Origin of the sequence: Mammaliicoccus sp. F-M27, from assembly GCF_022387115.1 — a bacterium.
Classification (GTDB): domain Bacteria; phylum Bacillota; class Bacilli; order Staphylococcales; family Staphylococcaceae; genus Mammaliicoccus; species Mammaliicoccus vitulinus.
The window spans coordinates 12,478-29,465 of record NZ_JAJNIE010000005.1; the positions used below are offsets into that span (position 1 = coordinate 12,478).

Below are 16,988 nucleotides of genomic sequence, written 5' to 3' on the forward strand. Positions count from 1 at the left end.
TTATGATTATTTTTCAGAAATAGCTACGATACCAGGTAATTCTTTACCTTCTAGATATTCTAGAGAAGCTCCGCCACCTGTTGAAATGTGTGAAAAGTCATCAGCAAATCCTAAGTCCATAGCTGCCGCTGCAGAATCTCCACCACCGATGATAGTCGTTGCATTTTCTAAACTTGCGATTGCTTTACATACTCCAATTGTACCTTTTGCAAAGTTACTTAATTCAAACACACCCATAGGACCATTCCATACTACTGTGTTTGCACCTTGTAATGCTTCACTAAATAATTCAATTGATTTTGGACCAATATCCATTGATTCTTGATCAGCTGGAATTTCATCAGCAGAAACAATCGTGATTTCAGCGTCATTTGAAAATTCTTTAGCTACTTTACAATCTACTGGTAAGATAATTTTATCGCCAGCACGGTCAAGTAATTCTTTAGCAAAATCAACTTTATCTTCTTCTAAAAGTGATAGTCCTATTTCTTTACCTTGAGCTTTGAAGAATGTATAAGCCATTCCGCCACCGATAATTACTTTATCAGCTATAGTAAGTAAGTTTTCAATTACACCAATTTTATCTGAAACTTTCGCTCCACCTAAAATTGCTACTAATGGACGTTCTGGTTCACTTACGACACCACCGATAAATTTAATTTCTTTATCCATTAAGAAACCTGATGCTGTTTCAACGTTAGATGCAATTCCAACGTTTGAAGCATGTTCACGGTGAGCTGTACCGAATGCATCATTGATGAAGATGTCACCTAATGAAGCCCAGTATTTACCTAACTCAGGATCATTTTTAGATTCTTTTTTACCATCAACATCTTCGAAACGTGTATTTTCAACTACTAATACATTGCCTTCTGATAAACCATTGACAGCATTCTCTAATTCTTCACCACGAGTTTCAGGTACAAATGTTACTTCTTTATTTAATAGTTCACTTAAGCGTTCTGCTACTGGTTTAAGTGATAATTCTTTTTTATCTTCTTCTGTTTTCACTTTACCTAAATGTGAGAATAAAATAACTTTACCGCCTTGCTCGATAATGTATTTTATTGTAGGAAGCGCCTGAACGATTCTGTTATCGTTCGTAATTTTACCATCTTTCATTGGTACGTTAAAATCTGCTCTTACAAGTACTTTTTTACCTTTTACATCTACGTCTTTAACATTCTTCTTTGCCATGACTTGTCTTCCTCCTCTAGATAATAGAAAATGCGATATGATTAAAAATAAGCGGTGAAGCGATGTGCTCCCCGCTTACTCATAAGCATAACCTATTTAGTTCATTTTTTTAAATTATTTGTTAGCTTGAGCTGCTAAATATTCTAAAGTACGAACTAATTGTGAAGTGTAAGACATTTCATTGTCATACCAAGATACAGTTTTAACTAATTGACGATCTCCAACAGTCATTACACGAGTTTGAGTTGCATCGAATAATGAACCGTAAGTGATACCAATGATATCAGAAGAAACGATTTCGTCTTCAGTGTAACCGAATGAATCATTTGTAGCATTTTTCATAGCTTCATTGATTTCTTCTACTGAAACTTCTTTGTCTAATACTGCTGTTAATTCTGTTACTGAACCAGTTGCTACTGGTACACGTTGAGCTGATCCATCTAATTTACCTTTTAAGTCTGGGATTACTAAGCCGATTGCTTTAGCAGCACCAGTTGAGTTAGGTACGATGTTTTGAGCCGCAGCACGAGCACGACGGAAGTCACCTTTAGAATGTGGAGCATCTAAAGTATTTTGGTCACCAGTGTAAGCGTGAATAGTCATCATTAGACCTTCAACGATACCGAATTGGTTATTTAATACTTGAGCCATTGGAGCTAAACAGTTAGTTGTACAAGACGCACCTGAAACGATTTCTTCTGAACCGTCTAATTCGTCATGGTTAACGTTATAAACGATTGTTTTTAAATCGCCTGAAGCTGGAGCTGAAATTAATACTTTTTTAGCGCCTGCATCGATGTGAGCTGAAGCTTTTTCTTTATCAGCGAAGAAACCAGTACATTCTAATACTACGTCGATATCTAAATCGCCCCATGGTAATTCTTTAGGGTTAGGATTTTCGAAAGTTTTGATTTCTTTACCGTTTACGCGGAATCCGCCTTCGATAACTTCTACTTCATCTTTGAAACGACCTTGTGTTGAATCGTATTTTAATAAATGAGCTAACATTGCGTCATCTGTTAAATCGTTGATTGCTACTACTTCGATATTTTCTACCTCTTGTAATCTTCTGAATGCTAAACGACCTATTCTTCCAAAACCATTAATTGCTACTTTAGTTGCCATGAATGATGGCCTCCTTTATATTTGTTATTTCAAAAAGGGTTTGAAACCTTTTATTCCAAGTTAATCATTGCTTTTGCAGCACCTTCATCTGTTATAAGAATGGTGTTCTTAGGTGCTATCTCAAGATAAGCTTTAATTGCTTCTGCTTTAGAAGCACCTCCCGCTACTGCAAAAATGTTTGTCTTCGTTGCCAAATCTTCTAGTTGCAAACCGATTGTTTTAACACGATGTACGACTTCACCTTTGGAATCAAAATAATATCCAAAAGCTTCTCCGACTGCATGATGATGTTTCAATTGGCTTAATACTTCTTCAGAAGTCTTTCTTCTTTGTGCCATCTTCAGCGCATCACCAATACCGTGAATGATAAAATCTGAATGACGTATTGCATCAAGCACCTCAATAACTGCAGGTTCTTTCAACAAAGTTTCATACGAACTTTCGCTTACTTGATCTGGAACATACAAAACCTTATATGACCCGCCTGTTCGATTTGCCATACTTGCACAAATTGTATTTGCTTGGAATACTACGTTTTCTCCCAAACCACCACGCGCTGGCGTGAACAAAATGTCTTTATCTAATGGGTACAACGACTCACTAACCCTGGCCATTGTAGAACCACCAGTTACTGAAACAGAAGCATTATCATATAATGACTGTTCGAGTAATTCAGCTGTCACTGTACCCATTTCTGCTTTAACCGTCTCATCTGAATCTGAATTACCTCTTACTATATGTGCTTTCACACCATATCGATTAAATATTTCTTCCTCAATATGATTAAAGCTTGAATATAGCGTTAAGTAATGTGATAACGAAGCGAGAATGCGCTCCCCTGTTTCGGTCAATTTCATACCTGTTGACTGAACGCTGACTAAATCTTGTTGTTTTAAAATTTCTATTTCAGTTCTCAATACCCGCTCAGTAACATTCATAACATCACTTAACGTTCTTCGACCAATAGGTTGCTTCTTCTCAATCGTCGATAAAATATTAAAACGTCGATACATCTTGTCAATCAAGTCAGGAACTAGTCTATGTTGTATCTTCAATAAATCTTCCATAAACAAGTCGCCTCCTTATAGATTAACAGATGGGCAAAATCTAACCTAGGTTAGACGTTTTTCGTCCCATGCGGGTCAAAAAAATAATATCTGTTTACAGTTTTATAATACACCCCCCATATAGAGATTGCAAGTTAAAAGCGTCTCACATTAGTTCAAGTCATCATACGCTTCAATCAAAGTGACAAAATCAATATGCCCTTCTTGCAACACAACACCTTTATACTCAACAACTGGCACTCTTAGCATAAATTTTTCATGTAATGTATCGTCTTCTTCTATATTAATAGTATCAACCTTAATATCATGATTATATGATTCTTTAAAAAAATCTATTTGTATTTTCGCATCTTCACACAACCCACAATTTAATCCAACATAAAATTTGATAGTCATAAAATCATCCTTCATTATAATAAGCCTCCCCGAGACGAATTGAACGCCCATCTCAAGAACCGGAATCTTGCGTGTTATCCTTTACACTACGGAGAGTTAAATCTTAATTATTAATTTATATTCACTTAACATCTTACACATATAATAGAACTATCAACTATAAGGAGTGAGAAGATTTATGACGATTAATCAAGCAGAAAACATCATTAGAAAAAGATGTGAACACTTTAATATACAAGTCACTCAAATCCATTGCACTCAGCTCGTTGATTACGGAAACTATTATATCATTTATGCGAACATTGACAACTCATGTCGCAAATTTCCAGTGTATAAATCAGCTATTTAAGTTATAATATTCATCAGTAGGTCATATATTTTGACCATGTTTGACTTTGTAGTGTATGATATGGTCATTAAGATATTCAAAGGAGGATTAACTGATGAATTTAATACCAACAGTTATCGAAACAACAAATCGCGGAGAACGCGCTTATGATATTTACTCACGTTTACTGAAAGACCGCATTATTATGTTAGGTTCAGCTATTGATGACAACGTAGCGAACTCAATCGTATCGCAATTATTATTCTTACAAGCACAAGACTCTGAGAAAGATATATACTTATATATCAACTCACCAGGCGGAAGCGTAACAGCTGGTTTCGCTATTTATGATACAATTCAACACATCAAACCAGACGTACAAACAATTTGTATCGGTATGGCTGCATCAATGGGTTCATTCCTATTATCAGCTGGTGCAAAAGGTAAACGTTTCGCACTACCTAACAGTGAAGTAATGATTCACCAACCATTAGGTGGCGCACAAGGACAAGCTACAGAAATCGAAATTGCAGCTCGTCATATTTTACGCACACGTGAAAAATTAAATAAAATTTTATCTGAAAGAACTGGACAACCAATTGAAAAAATTGAAAAAGACACAGATCGTGATAACTTCTTAACAGCTGAAGAAGCTAAAGAATATGGTTTAATCGATGATGTTATGCATCCAGAAGATATCAAATCAAATTAATATAAAAAAAGCATCCGGGACTATAATAGTCTCGGATGCTTTTTTAAGTTCATAAACGAAGTTTAAATCCAATACTTTATCAACTTTTCTTAATAAATTTTCATCTATATTAAAAAATATTTTGGTAATATTCGGTATTTTTTTAGCGCTGACTCCTGCGGGAACAGCATGATTCGAAGACTACAGGCTGAGAACATGCCCGCGGAAAGCATGGCATAAAAAAATATATGTGTTCAACGTACTATACAATAATAATCAGACTTTCATTTATACCTTATTGTATTGTTTCGCCGCTTCTAATTTTCTCTGCCATTTCGTTTAGTTTACGTAGTCTATGGTTTATACCTGATTTAGAAATTTTCCCTGTACTCACCATTTCTCCTAATTCTTTGATAGATACATCTTGGTTATCTATTCTTAATTTCGCTACTTCTCGCAGTCGATCTGGTAAATTATCAATTCCAATTTCTTTGTCGATCAGTTGAATACTTTCTACTTGTTTCATTGCGGCACTTACTGTTTTATTTAAATTGGCAGTTTCACAATTGACGAGTCTATTTACAGAGTTTCTCATATCACGAATAATTCTAACATCTTCAAATTTCAGTAATGCTTGATAGCCTCCGATTAAACTTAGAAAGTCAGAGATTTTTTCTGCCTCTTTTAAATAACTTATATATCCTTTTTTGCGTTCTAATTGTTTAGCATTTAAATCGTATTGATTCATAAGCGCTGTCAGATCTGCTGAGTGCTCTTCATATAAAGAAAATATTTCTAGATGATAAGAAGATGTTTCTGGATTATTGACTGATCCTCCTGCTAGAAAAGCACCTCTTAAATAACTTCTTTTACAACAATCATTTTTCAAAATATCTTTGTCGATTACTTGTTTAAATACACCTTCTTGTAAAATACCTAGCTCATCTAATATTTCTTTAGCTTTTACTTTTATTCTACTGATATATATATTATTTTTCTTAAGTTTCATTTTCTTTCTCACCAATAACTCAACTTCTACTCCGAAGCATTTTTTTATGAGAGAAAAAATACGACGTGCTATCGCTGCATTTTCAGTTTGTACATTTATGACAAATTGTTGATTAGAAATACTTAAATTACCATTCATTCTAATCAAAGCTGAAAGTTCTGCCTTTGCGCAACAATCATCTACTTCAATTCTTGTTAGTTCATTTTTCATTTCTGAAGCAAAGCTCACAGCAGACCACCCTTTCTTAATTTATATGCACATAAAAATAATGATATGCCTAAAGACATATCATACGTTTTGTATCTATTTTATATTACATGGAATAGCCGGGCGTATCAAGTTTTTCAACTTAAACAATTTATTATTTTCTTTTTGTTTCTTTTATGATGCCAAATAACAACATTGCTAAACCAATTACTAAGAAACTTATGCCTATTTGCTGATTAGTCATTAAACCAATAAGTAGAAATATGCATCCTACTAATACCATTATGATTTGAACGTTCTTCATCAATCATCACCTCATCTTGAAAGCCCTTACACTAATATTACTTGATTTCCATAAAAAAATATAGTTACAACTCATCTAATCGTTGTAACTATATCGTTAATTTATTTATCTTTTTTATATTGAATTGTACTAATTTCTCGTAACGCAATTTCATATATAAGTTGTGCTAACACTTTGTTGTTATGTCTTATATATTGATGAGGTGTAATATTTACTAAATTATTATCATGGATGCATTGCACACCCATTTCTGTTAATTTGTCACCATCAAATTCAACTTGCTTTGCATCTTCTTGTTCGTATCTCAATAAAATTTCTTCATTAAAACGTTTATTTTGACAGATTACAAAATCAATAAATTCTTCGCCAACATGATCATGAATAGCTTTCACATGGTCACTAACTGAATAACCTGTTGTTTCGCCCTTTTGAGTCATAAGATTACATACATATAATCTTTCAGCTTCAGTATTTATAATAGCATCTTTAACTTTATTTAAAATCAAATTAGGCATTATACTCGTATATAACGAACCAGGTCCCATCACAATTAAATCTGCTTCTTCAATTGCATCAATGGCCTCTTTCATTGGTTCAATATCTTCAGGCGTTAAAAATACTTTTTCAATTTTCTTTGACGTTTTAGGAATATTAGACTCTCCAACTATAATCTCACCGTCTGACATCACAGCATTTAATACAACACTTTTAGTCGTAGATGGAATGACTTGGCCTTTAATATTTAAAATTTTACTTAATTCTTTAACTGCATGACCAAAATCATTCGTTATATTCGTCATAGCTGCTAATAGTAAATTTCCTATAGAGTGTCCGCCTATCTTTTCTTCTTCAAAACGGTATTGAAACAGTTGTTCAAGCATAGGTTCAGTATCACTTAAAGCTGCTAGCACGTTTCTAATATCTCCAGGAGCAGGTATATCCATCACATCACGAATTTTACCTGTACTGCCGCCATCGTCTGCAACTGTTACGATAGCTGTAATATCTATTTGATACTCTTTCAGTCCTCTCGCTAATACTGAAAGTCCTGTTCCGCCTCCAATTAAGACGACTTTTAATTTTTTCATTTTTTCTTTTTACTTTCAATATGTGCATCGCGATGTGACGTATACACAACATAGTCAAAGTTCTCTTTAATATCTTCTCCTAAACGTTTTGCAAGTGCAACTGATCTATGTTGACCACCTGTACATCCTATAGCAATTGTTAATTGGGATTTACCTTCTTTTTTGTAACCTGGCAACATAAACATTAATAATTCACTAAATTTTTTATAAAATGTATTTGTTTCTTTCCATTTCATAACATATTGGTAAACTTCATCATCTAGACCAGTCAACGGTCTTAATTCATCTACATAGTATGGGTTAGGTAAAAACCTTACATCAAATACGATATCTGCATCGATGGGCATTCCATGTTTGAAACCAAAACTTAACACTCGAACTTGGAATGTTGTAGAAGGATCTTTTTCAAACGTTGCAATCAATTCTTGTTTTAATGCTTTAGGTTTCTTTTCAGTAGTATCTATTACAAAGTTGCTGATACCTTTTATATCACCTAATAATTCTCTCTCTTGTTCAATAGCTGATAATAAGCTACCTTTCTCACTTAGAGGATGTGTTCTTCTTGTTTCTTTATATCGCGAAATCAATTTTTTATCATTTGCTTCTAAAAATAAAATATCTACAATAACTCTTTTTTCACTTTGTATATAATCTAGTTCTTCTCTTAAGTCACCAAAGAAATCTTTACCTCTTAAATCAATACCTATTGCAACTTTGGATAAAGACGGATTACCTTGATCCATTAAGTCTACAAACTTTTGCAATAAAATTGGTGGTAAATTATCAACGCAAAAATATCCTAAATCTTCTAACGCTTGTAATGCGACTGATTTTCCCGCACCAGACATACCAGTTACAACGAGCAATTCATTTTTTACATTACTTTTATCGATAGGTTGCATAACACTTCTCCTTTAACGATCATATATACCTTTATCTTACATGATAATACGATAAAAAACATTAATTAAATGGCTGTTCAACTGTGTAATCATCAGTAACAACGAGTATTTGTAATCAAAAAATGCACATAAAAAAACTGTCGACTTTATCGACAGTTTTGTTGAATTATATTAATTGTTCTTCGTCTTCTAGTGATTCGATATATGCTTGAGCATTTTGTGCTGCGATACTTCCATCACCAGTTGCTGTTACGATTTGACGTAACGTTTTTTCACGAACATCGCCTGCTGCATAAACACCAGGTACGTTTGTTTCCATTTCGTCATTTGTTTCAATATAACCATTTTCATTTAATATACCTAAAGATTCAAATGGTTTAGTTAATGGTTTCATACCAATGTAGATAAACACACCATCAGCTTGATGTTCAGTCTCTGAACCATCTTCTGTAGAAACTAATGTTACTGACCCTACTTTTCCATCTTTATCGTTAATTGTTTTTAAAGTTGTGTTCCAAATAAAATCAATTTTGTCGTTTTTAAATGCACGATCTTGAATGATTTTTTGAGCTCTTAATTCATCTCTTCTATGAACGATTGTAACTTTGTCAGCGAATTTAGTTAAGAAAATACCTTCTTCTACTGCTGAGTCGCCGCCACCAATTACATATAAGTTCTTACCTTTAAAGAATGCGCCATCACATACTGCACAATAACTTACGCCGCGTCCACCTAATTCTTGTTCACCTGGTACACCAATTTTCTTGTATTCTGCACCTGTCGCAATGATAATAGCGTGCGCTGTTAATGTTCTATCTCCCATATTAACAACTTTGTAAGAACCTTTATCTTCTATATTTTTAATGTCACCATATTCATATTTAGCACCAAATTTTTGGGCATGTGTAAACATTTTAGTTGATAAGTCTGGACCTGTAATTAAATCAAATCCTGGGAAGTTTTCTACATCCTCAGTATTTGCCATTTGTCCACCTGGCATACCACGTTCTATCATTACAGTTGATAAATTTGCTCTTGAAGCGTAAACAGCAGCAGTCATACCTGCCGGGCCTGCTCCAACTATAATTACATCATAATCTACTTGTGTAGTCATTTATAAACTGCCTCCTCTTATTAATTCAGTAGAATTGTACATCAATATATTTATTAAGTATAACTATATGCTCACTATAGCATTAATTGCTTTATTCAAGCGATACGTCGTAATATTGAATGAATTTTTAATTTCTTTTTTGGTTATTTTTATATTTAACATTTTTAAATAAATATATACTGAGGCTGCTACGTAATGATCAACTGTTTCAATTGATTCATTATCTGCAATTAACATCTCAGCATGTTCAATCCATGATACGAATAATTCTTTTCCATAATGTTGATATTCTGATTGTTCAATGAGTTTCATACCTTTATCAATAAAGCCTATCTTATTAAGATGAAGTTTTTGAAAAGTATACGTTATATATAACCTTTCGTAATCAGGTAAATTTTCTAGAACTTCCCATACTTCATGAGACATCACGAGTTCACGATGTTTCATATGACCTAATAAAAATATGCCATACAATCTATATCTGTAGTCTTCATCTTTTAATAACGGTAACACATGACTATCTAACATATCTTTAAGTTCATCAATTTTCCATGGTGGTAATTGACTATGATATTGTACACTATCCTCAAATCTCTGCCAATGTCTTTTCGCTTCTTCTTCATAACCTAAATGATAATAATTATAACTTAACGCATGATGAAGTTGTGGCATAGAAGCTTGTGCTTTTTTCAAAAGTGGCACTAGTAGTTGATTAGAAGGTTTATGTTTTCCTAAATAGCTTAAAACGACACCTAACTTAAAAGATTCTTCATCGTTAATCGGATGTAATTTACTTAATTGATCTAAATATAGCTTAAAACGTTCCATCTGTTCTGTGTTGTATAATAACAAAGTCATATGGCATAAAGCATATATGTCTGACGGATTGTCTTCCAATATAGTTTGAAGCAAAGCCTCTGCCTCTTCATATTGGTTATTGTATAGCATCGACATCGCTTTTAAATTCATAATATGCTGATCTTCTTGCATCGTCGCACGTTGTCTCTCTATAAAATCGTTCGCTTCTTGTAATTTACCTTTGGAGAATAAATATTGAAAAATATGCTGTATGACAAAGCGCTCTGCTTCTTCTTCAACGACAGTTTGATTATCATACTTCACTTCGAACATTTGAATCATTTCTTCAAAATAATCTTGATCGTCTTCTTCTGTTACATAACGTAACCCGAATAAAAATGCCTTATTAGGCTCATTTGTCTTCATAAACATTTGACTTAAATAAAAATAATAATCCGTAACAAAATGATCTTTCGCAATTTGATCATACATCATTTCTTCTGCTTTTGTAGTTTGGTTAAGCTCCACAAGGCATTCAGCATAAGGCGGTATAATAACAAAATCATCAGGTGATAGTTCAAGTGCTTTTTTAAATAAAGACTCGGCATACACAAAATCTTGTTGTCTCATTTTCTCCATCGCTTTATGATAGTAGAAGTCTTTATCAAACTTTACGTGTATTATATTTGAATTGTCTCCCAACGACTAACTCACCGCCTTTTTTTAAGTTGCATTGGATTACCGAATGCCATCAAACCATCTGGAACATCTTTCGTAACAATTGTCCCGCTAGCGACAGTGGCATTACTCCCTATATTAACGCCTGCTAATATAGTTGCATTAGCACCAATTAATACATTATCTCCAATATTTACATGCCCAATTCTATATTCATCTACTAAATATTCATGACATAGAATGGTTGCATTATATCCTATAACACAATTTTTACCGATTGATATAAGCTCTGGAAACATGATATCCGGCGTAGCCTTAAATGCAAAAGCTGTTTCGTTACCAATTTTCATATTTAATCCTTTTCTATATATGAAATGTTTCCATTTAACACTCGGCATATATCTACTAATTTCAATGATAATAACATTTTTAAACACTTTTATAAAATGTATTGTTTCATACATTTTCCATAATGGGTTTGCCCCAGATACTTTTTTAGTTTTTAATGCCCTCACATAAACACTTCTTTCAACTTTAGTTATGATAATAACCTGTAACATCTCTGAATTTTTCCGGATTATAGCGTATTCTTCTATAAATAATACAAGCTATTGAAACAACGATGATAACAATTGAAATCACTTGAGCGATTCTTAAGTTTTCAGTAAGCATCAAACTATCCGTTCTTAAACCTTCGATATAGAATCTACCAATTGAGTAATAAATTAAATAAGCAAAGAAAGTCTCACCAATTTTCAATTGTGGACGTATCAATAATAACAAAATAAATCCAATAATGTTCCATAGTGATTCATATAAAAATGTTGGGTGATAATAAATACCGTCAATTTGCATATGATTAATAATAAATTCTGGTATATGTAAATTCTCTAGGAAGCTTCTTGATACAGGACCTCCATGCGCTTCTTGATTCATGAAGTTTCCCCATCTTCCGATAGCTTGTGCCAATATGATACTTGGCGCTACAACATCAACCATTTGGAAAAATGATAAGTTTTTCTTTCTACATATAATAAATCCAGTTAAGAACGCCCCAATTAATCCACCATGAATCGCAATGCCGCCGTTCATAATAAGCGGTATCTCTACTAAATGTTGACTATAATATTGCCACTCAAATGCTACATAATAAATTCGCGCACATATAATTGCCATGACGACACACCAAATAATGAGATCAATGAGCGTATCTTCTTTTATGCCAATTTTTTTAGCTGTTCTTTGTGCGACTAAATACCCTATTAAGATACCTGAAGCAATGATGATGCCATACCATCGTATTGCTAAAGGTCCTAATTGTATCGCTACTGGGTCAATACCTAACACACCCATTACTCATTCTCCTTACGTGCATTCTTCAAAATTTCTGCATTAAGTCTATTATTAAATTCTTCTGCAGTATTAATACCCATGTTATTTAATCGATAATTCATCGCAGCAACTTCGATAATAACAGCTAAGTTTCTTCCAGGTCTAACAGGTATCGTTTTCTTAGTGATTTTAGAATCTAATATTTTTAAAGTTTCTTCATTTAATCCGACTCTGTCATAAATTTTTTCTCTATTCCATGTTTCTAAATTTATGTTCAGCTTGATTCTTTTTTCCATCAATATTGAACCTGCACCAAATAAAGTCATAACATTTATAATGCCTAATCCTCGAATTTCGAGTAAATGTTCTATTATTTTTGGTGCTTTCCCGATTAATTCATTTTTATTAATTTCTTTAATTTCAACATTGTCGTCTGCTACAAGTCTATGTCCACGTTTTACAAGTTCAAGTGCCGTTTCACTTTTACCTACACCACTATCACCTGTAATCAGAACACCAACACCATACACATCTACTAATACACCGTGTAATGACGTTTCAGGTGCTAATTCTCTTTCAAGATATCCTGTTACTTGTCCCATTAATTTCGTGGTAGAAGACTCACTTTTTAAAAGTGGCGTATTCTCTTTGTTACAACTCTCAATCAGTTCTTCTGGTGCATCTAAACCACGTGTAATAATAATTGCTGGCGTTTCAGGTCTACATAATTTCGCCATTCTGCCTTTCTTTTCTTCGTCCGGCAATAAATTATAAAATGATAATTCAGTCGTACCTAATACTTGAATGCGGTCTGAAGAATAATGCGAAAAATACCCTGCCATTTCCAAACCAGGGCGTGATAAATCAGTCTCAGTTATTTTACGATGTAGTCCTGCTTTTCCAGCAATGACTTCCATATTAAATTGCTCTATTAATTTACTACTTGATATCATAGGGTTCACCTCTAGGTTAATATATGTTAATTCTAATGAACTTTAACCATAACTGCAATCATTATAAATATTAGATCGATATCTTTAAAATATAAAAGAAGTTGGGATTTTTTATAAAACCATGCGATTTTGTTCGTGCATGCTTGCCTAGGGTATGGTTCGAGCCTGTAGTCGCGTGCGGCATACTATTCCCCTGGGAGTCAGCACTTCACAAAATCGTGAGGGATATTCATTTTACTTATATTTTTTTCGTTTGTTCTTTTAAGTACATGCTAAATGTTGCAAGACTCACTAAACAAGCAACATAGAACGTCTGTATGTTGCAAGACTACCTAAACAAGCTACATAGAACGCCTGTATGTTGCAAGACTCACCAAACAAGCTACATAGAACGTCTGTATGTTGCAAGACTCACCAAACAAGCTACATAGAACGCCTGTATGTTGCAAGACTGACTAAACAAGCTACATTCAGACCCCGACCTCTCTCACCAACCTTATCCAATTACAAAATCGTTACAAATATCTAATTTCATATAAAAAAAGAGCAGAAATTCAATTTTAAAAATGAATTTCTGCTCTTTTTAAGTTTTCAGGACATTTATGTCCCAACCTCAATTAATTATATACCTTTATTTTGGTCGTTATTTTTGTTAAAAGATCTAATGATATTTCTTAAAGATTCATCTAATTGTTGAATTGGGTCATGCTCTGATCTTTCTCTATCATTAAACTGTTTCTCAAATTCAGATTTACCTGATTTAGCAGTTGTTTTAACTTTACCTAATAAGTCTTCAAATAATTGTTCTACATTTTCTTTTGACTTATTTGTGAATGTTGACGTTGATTTTGGGTTATTTGAAGTTGCTTCAAGTAATTTTACAGCTTCTTCTACTGTAATTTTACCGCTTTCGATAAGTTCTAATATCTTTAATTGTACTTCGTTCATATTGTTCCCTCCCGGATTATGTTCGATCTCTTTCCAAGATCGGTTTTAAATATTTACCAGTATAAGATGCGTCTACTTTCACTATATCTTCTGGAGTACCGGTTGCGATAATTTCTCCACCACCGTCTCCACCTTCAGGACCTAAGTCTATGATATAGTCAGCTGTTTTAATGACATCTAAATTATGTTCTATAATAATGACAGAGTCACCATTTTCAACAAGTCTATTCAATACACTTAACAAGCGCTTAATATCATCTACATGCAATCCAGTTGTTGGTTCATCTAGAATGTATAACGACTTACCGTTAGAGCGTCTATGAAGCTCTGATGCAAGTTTGACACGTTGTGCTTCACCGCCTGATAAAGTAGTAGCTGGTTGTCCTAATTTTACATAACCTAGTCCAACATCAACGATTGTTTTTAATTTTCTATTTATCTTCGGCAAACTTTCAAAAAAGTGATAAGCATCTTCTACAGTCATTTCTAACACATCAGAAATACTTTTACCTTTGTAAGTTACTTCTAATGTTTCTCTATTATACCTTTTTCCATCGCAAACTTCACACGGAACGTATACATCAGGTAGAAAATGCATTTCAATTTTAATGATTCCGTCTCCTTTACATGCTTCACAACGGCCACCTTTAACATTAAAACTAAATCTACCTTTTTGGTAACCTCTTACTTTGGCTTCATTAGTTTGACTAAATACATCTCTTATATCGTCAAACACACCTGTATATGTTGCTGGGTTAGAACGTGGTGTTCTACCAATTGGAGATTGGTCAATATCTATAATTTTTTCTATTTCATTAACACCTTTTATAGATTTATGAGCACCTGGTTTAGTTTTCGTATTGTACAATTGCTTTTGTAATCCTTTATATAACACTTCATTAACTAAAGAACTTTTACCTGAACCCGAAACGCCCGTTACACATGTCATAACTGACAATGGAAAGTCTACATCAACATCTTTCAAGTTATTACTCGTTGCGCCTTTAACAGATATTTTTCGTTTCGTTATTTTTCTGCGCTTTGATGGTACGTACACTTTTTCTTTGCCGCTTAAATATCGACCCGTTAATGAGTTTTCATTTTGCATAACTTCTTCAGGTGTACCACTAGCTACAACCTCTCCTCCATGAACACCCGCTTTTGGTCCGATATCCACTAAGTAGTCTGCAGCTTTCATTGTATCTTCATCGTGTTCAACAACTATTAAAGTATTTCCCATATCTCTCATAGATTTCAAAGTGTTGATTAATCGTTCATTATCTCTTTGATGAAGACCGATAGAAGGTTCATCTAACACATATAGAACACCTGATAATCTCGAACCAATTTGTGTCGCCAATCTAATACGTTGCGCTTCACCACCAGATAAAGTACCTGAAGCTCGATTCAGCGTTAAATATTCTAAACCAACATTGTTTAAGAATGAAAGTCTCTCGTGTATTTCTTTTAAAATAAGTTTAGCAATTTTTCTTTCAGTTTCATCTAAATTTAAATGATCGAAGTGTTCAATCGCATTATAAATTGAGTATCTCACAACTTCACCAATGTGCTGTCCATCAATTTTAACTGACAACACTTTTTCATTTAAACGATATCCATCACACGTTTCACATGTTTTTTCGACCATGTATTTTTGCATAACTTCTCTAACGTACTCAGATGGTGAATCATGATAACGTCGTTCAATGTTATTTAATACACCTTCAAACGCCATCGTTCTTTTACGTTTCGTTTTAACGCCATAATCTTGATTAAATTCAAACTCAATTTCATCTTCATGTCCACGTAATACAATATTCTTTTCTTTTTTCGTTAATTTATTAAATGGTTTATCCATATCAATTTTAAAATGTTCACAAGCTTGTTTTAATAAAGTTGGATAATAATTTGAACTGATTGGTTGCCAAGGTAAAATAGCACCATCATTTAAACTTAATGTTTTGTCTGGTACAACTAAATCAACATCAACAGTTAATTTCATGCCGAGACCATCACATGATGGACATGCTCCGAATGGGCTATTAAATGAAAACATTCTAGGTTCTAATTGATCAACTGAAAACCCACAAATAGGACAAGCATGATGTTCAGAAAATTTAATTTCATCACCATCAATAATATCCGCTACAGCATTACCTTCAGCTAATTCCAAAGCTGTTTGTAACGAATCTGCTAATCTCGCTTCTATTCCAGGTTTAATCACAAGTCTATCTATTACAACATCGATTGAGTGGTTTTGATTTTTATTTAAATCTGGTACATCATCCACATCTAAAATATCGCCATCAACTTTTAATCTTGCATAACCTTTTTTAGCGATATCTTCGATTAATTTTTTATGCGTGCCTTTACGTCCAGAAATAATTGGAGACAGAATTTGTAATTTTGTTCTATCTTCTAATTCCATAACTTGATCGACCATTTGTTGCACAGTTTGCGATTTAATTTCAATACCATGGTTTGGACAAATTGGTCTACCTACTCTTGCATATAATAATCTCAAATAATCATAAATTTCTGTAACTGTCGCTACAGTTGATCTAGGATTTTTACTTGTTGTCTTTTGATCTATTGATATCGCTGGAGAAAGGCCTTCAATTAAATCTACATCTGGTTTATCCATTTGACCTAAAAATTGTCTAGCATATGCACTTAATGATTCAACATATCGTCTTTGACCTTCAGCATAAATTGTATCAAACGCTAATGATGATTTCCCTGATCCTGATAAACCTGTCATCACAACAAGTTGATCTTTTGGTATTTCTATATCTATATCTTTTAAATTATGTGCTCTTGCACCTTTTACGATGATGGATTTGTTTTTCAT

16 protein-coding genes are annotated in these 16,988 nt (G+C 33.4%); 1 reads left to right on the top strand and 15 read right to left on the bottom strand.

Annotated elements, in window-relative coordinates:
• Window positions 1-6: 6 nt before the first annotated feature.
• From LQ598_RS06695 to LQ598_RS06710, 4 genes are all read right to left on the bottom strand, one after another.
• Entirely contained in the window at window positions 7-1,197 is a 1,191-nt protein-coding gene (locus LQ598_RS06695) for a phosphoglycerate kinase (protein ID WP_103322544.1), read from the bottom strand.
• Window positions 1,198-1,311: 114 nt separating this feature from the next.
• Entirely contained in the window at window positions 1,312-2,322 is a 1,011-nt protein-coding gene (gap, locus tag LQ598_RS06700; protein WP_016911940.1) for a type I glyceraldehyde-3-phosphate dehydrogenase, read from the bottom strand.
• Between the two features lie 50 nt (window positions 2,323-2,372).
• The gene (locus LQ598_RS06705; RefSeq protein WP_239745380.1) at window positions 2,373-3,389 is read right to left on the bottom strand and encodes a sugar-binding transcriptional regulator; all 1,017 of its coding nucleotides are present in this window, start codon (window positions 3,387-3,389) and stop codon (window positions 2,373-2,375) included.
• 150 nt (window positions 3,390-3,539) lie between these two features.
• Window positions 3,540-3,785, bottom strand: coding sequence for a glutaredoxin family protein (locus tag LQ598_RS06710; protein ID WP_236590375.1), 246 nt, complete (start codon window positions 3,783-3,785; stop codon window positions 3,540-3,542).
• 443 nt (window positions 3,786-4,228) lie between these two features.
• Between LQ598_RS06710 and clpP the strand changes: the two genes are divergently transcribed.
• Complete coding sequence (gene clpP / locus LQ598_RS06715; protein WP_016911944.1) at window positions 4,229-4,825, top strand: ATP-dependent Clp endopeptidase proteolytic subunit ClpP; 597 nt, start codon at window positions 4,229-4,231, stop codon at window positions 4,823-4,825.
• Window positions 4,826-5,099: 274 nt separating this feature from the next.
• On the opposite strand, the gene whiA is transcribed toward clpP, so the two are convergent.
• The 11 genes from whiA to uvrA all read right to left on the bottom strand — a co-directional run bounded on the left by whiA (window position 5,100) and on the right by uvrA (window position 16,988).
• A complete protein-coding gene (gene whiA, locus LQ598_RS06720; protein WP_016912695.1) occupies window positions 5,100-6,041 on the bottom strand; it encodes a DNA-binding protein WhiA in 942 nt (313 codons plus the stop codon).
• Window positions 6,042-6,174: 133 nt separating this feature from the next.
• Entirely contained in the window at window positions 6,175-6,324 is a 150-nt protein-coding gene (locus tag LQ598_RS06725; RefSeq protein WP_016912696.1) for a hypothetical protein, read from the bottom strand.
• Window positions 6,325-6,425: 101 nt separating this feature from the next.
• Window positions 6,426-7,412 carry a gluconeogenesis factor YvcK family protein gene (locus tag LQ598_RS06730; RefSeq protein WP_239745381.1) on the bottom strand — a complete coding sequence of 329 codons (987 nt, stop codon included), beginning with the start codon at window positions 7,410-7,412 and terminating at the stop codon, window positions 6,426-6,428.
• A complete protein-coding gene (gene rapZ, locus LQ598_RS06735) occupies window positions 7,409-8,314 on the bottom strand; it encodes an RNase adapter RapZ (protein WP_016912698.1) in 906 nt (301 codons plus the stop codon). Before rapZ ends, LQ598_RS06730 begins: the two co-directional genes overlap by 4 nt.
• A 166-nt stretch (window positions 8,315-8,480) precedes the next feature.
• Window positions 8,481-9,428 carry a thioredoxin-disulfide reductase gene (gene trxB, locus LQ598_RS06740; protein ID WP_016912699.1) on the bottom strand — a complete coding sequence of 316 codons (948 nt, stop codon included), beginning with the start codon at window positions 9,426-9,428 and terminating at the stop codon, window positions 8,481-8,483.
• A gap of 63 nt (window positions 9,429-9,491) precedes the next feature.
• A complete protein-coding gene (locus tag LQ598_RS06745) occupies window positions 9,492-10,856 on the bottom strand; it encodes a tetratricopeptide repeat protein (RefSeq protein WP_233709576.1) in 1,365 nt (454 codons plus the stop codon).
• Between the two features lie 80 nt (window positions 10,857-10,936).
• Complete coding sequence (locus LQ598_RS06750) at window positions 10,937-11,419, bottom strand: acyltransferase (protein WP_026023276.1); 483 nt, start codon at window positions 11,417-11,419, stop codon at window positions 10,937-10,939.
• A 19-nt stretch (window positions 11,420-11,438) separates the two neighbouring features.
• Window positions 11,439-12,257, bottom strand: a complete 819-nt coding sequence (gene lgt / locus LQ598_RS06755; RefSeq protein ID WP_107556707.1) for a prolipoprotein diacylglyceryl transferase — start codon at window positions 12,255-12,257, stop codon at window positions 11,439-11,441.
• Entirely contained in the window at window positions 12,257-13,189 is a 933-nt protein-coding gene (gene hprK, locus LQ598_RS06760) for an HPr(Ser) kinase/phosphatase (RefSeq protein WP_016912703.1), read from the bottom strand. Before hprK ends, lgt begins: the two co-directional genes overlap by 1 nt.
• Before the next feature lie 621 nt (window positions 13,190-13,810).
• Window positions 13,811-14,137, bottom strand: coding sequence for an SHOCT-like domain-containing protein (locus LQ598_RS06765; protein WP_107556706.1), 327 nt, complete (start codon window positions 14,135-14,137; stop codon window positions 13,811-13,813).
• A 16-nt stretch (window positions 14,138-14,153) separates the two neighbouring features.
• On the bottom strand, window positions 14,154-16,988 hold the full coding sequence (uvrA, locus tag LQ598_RS06770) for an excinuclease ABC subunit UvrA (protein ID WP_016912673.1): 2,835 nt from the start codon (window positions 16,986-16,988) through the stop codon (window positions 14,154-14,156).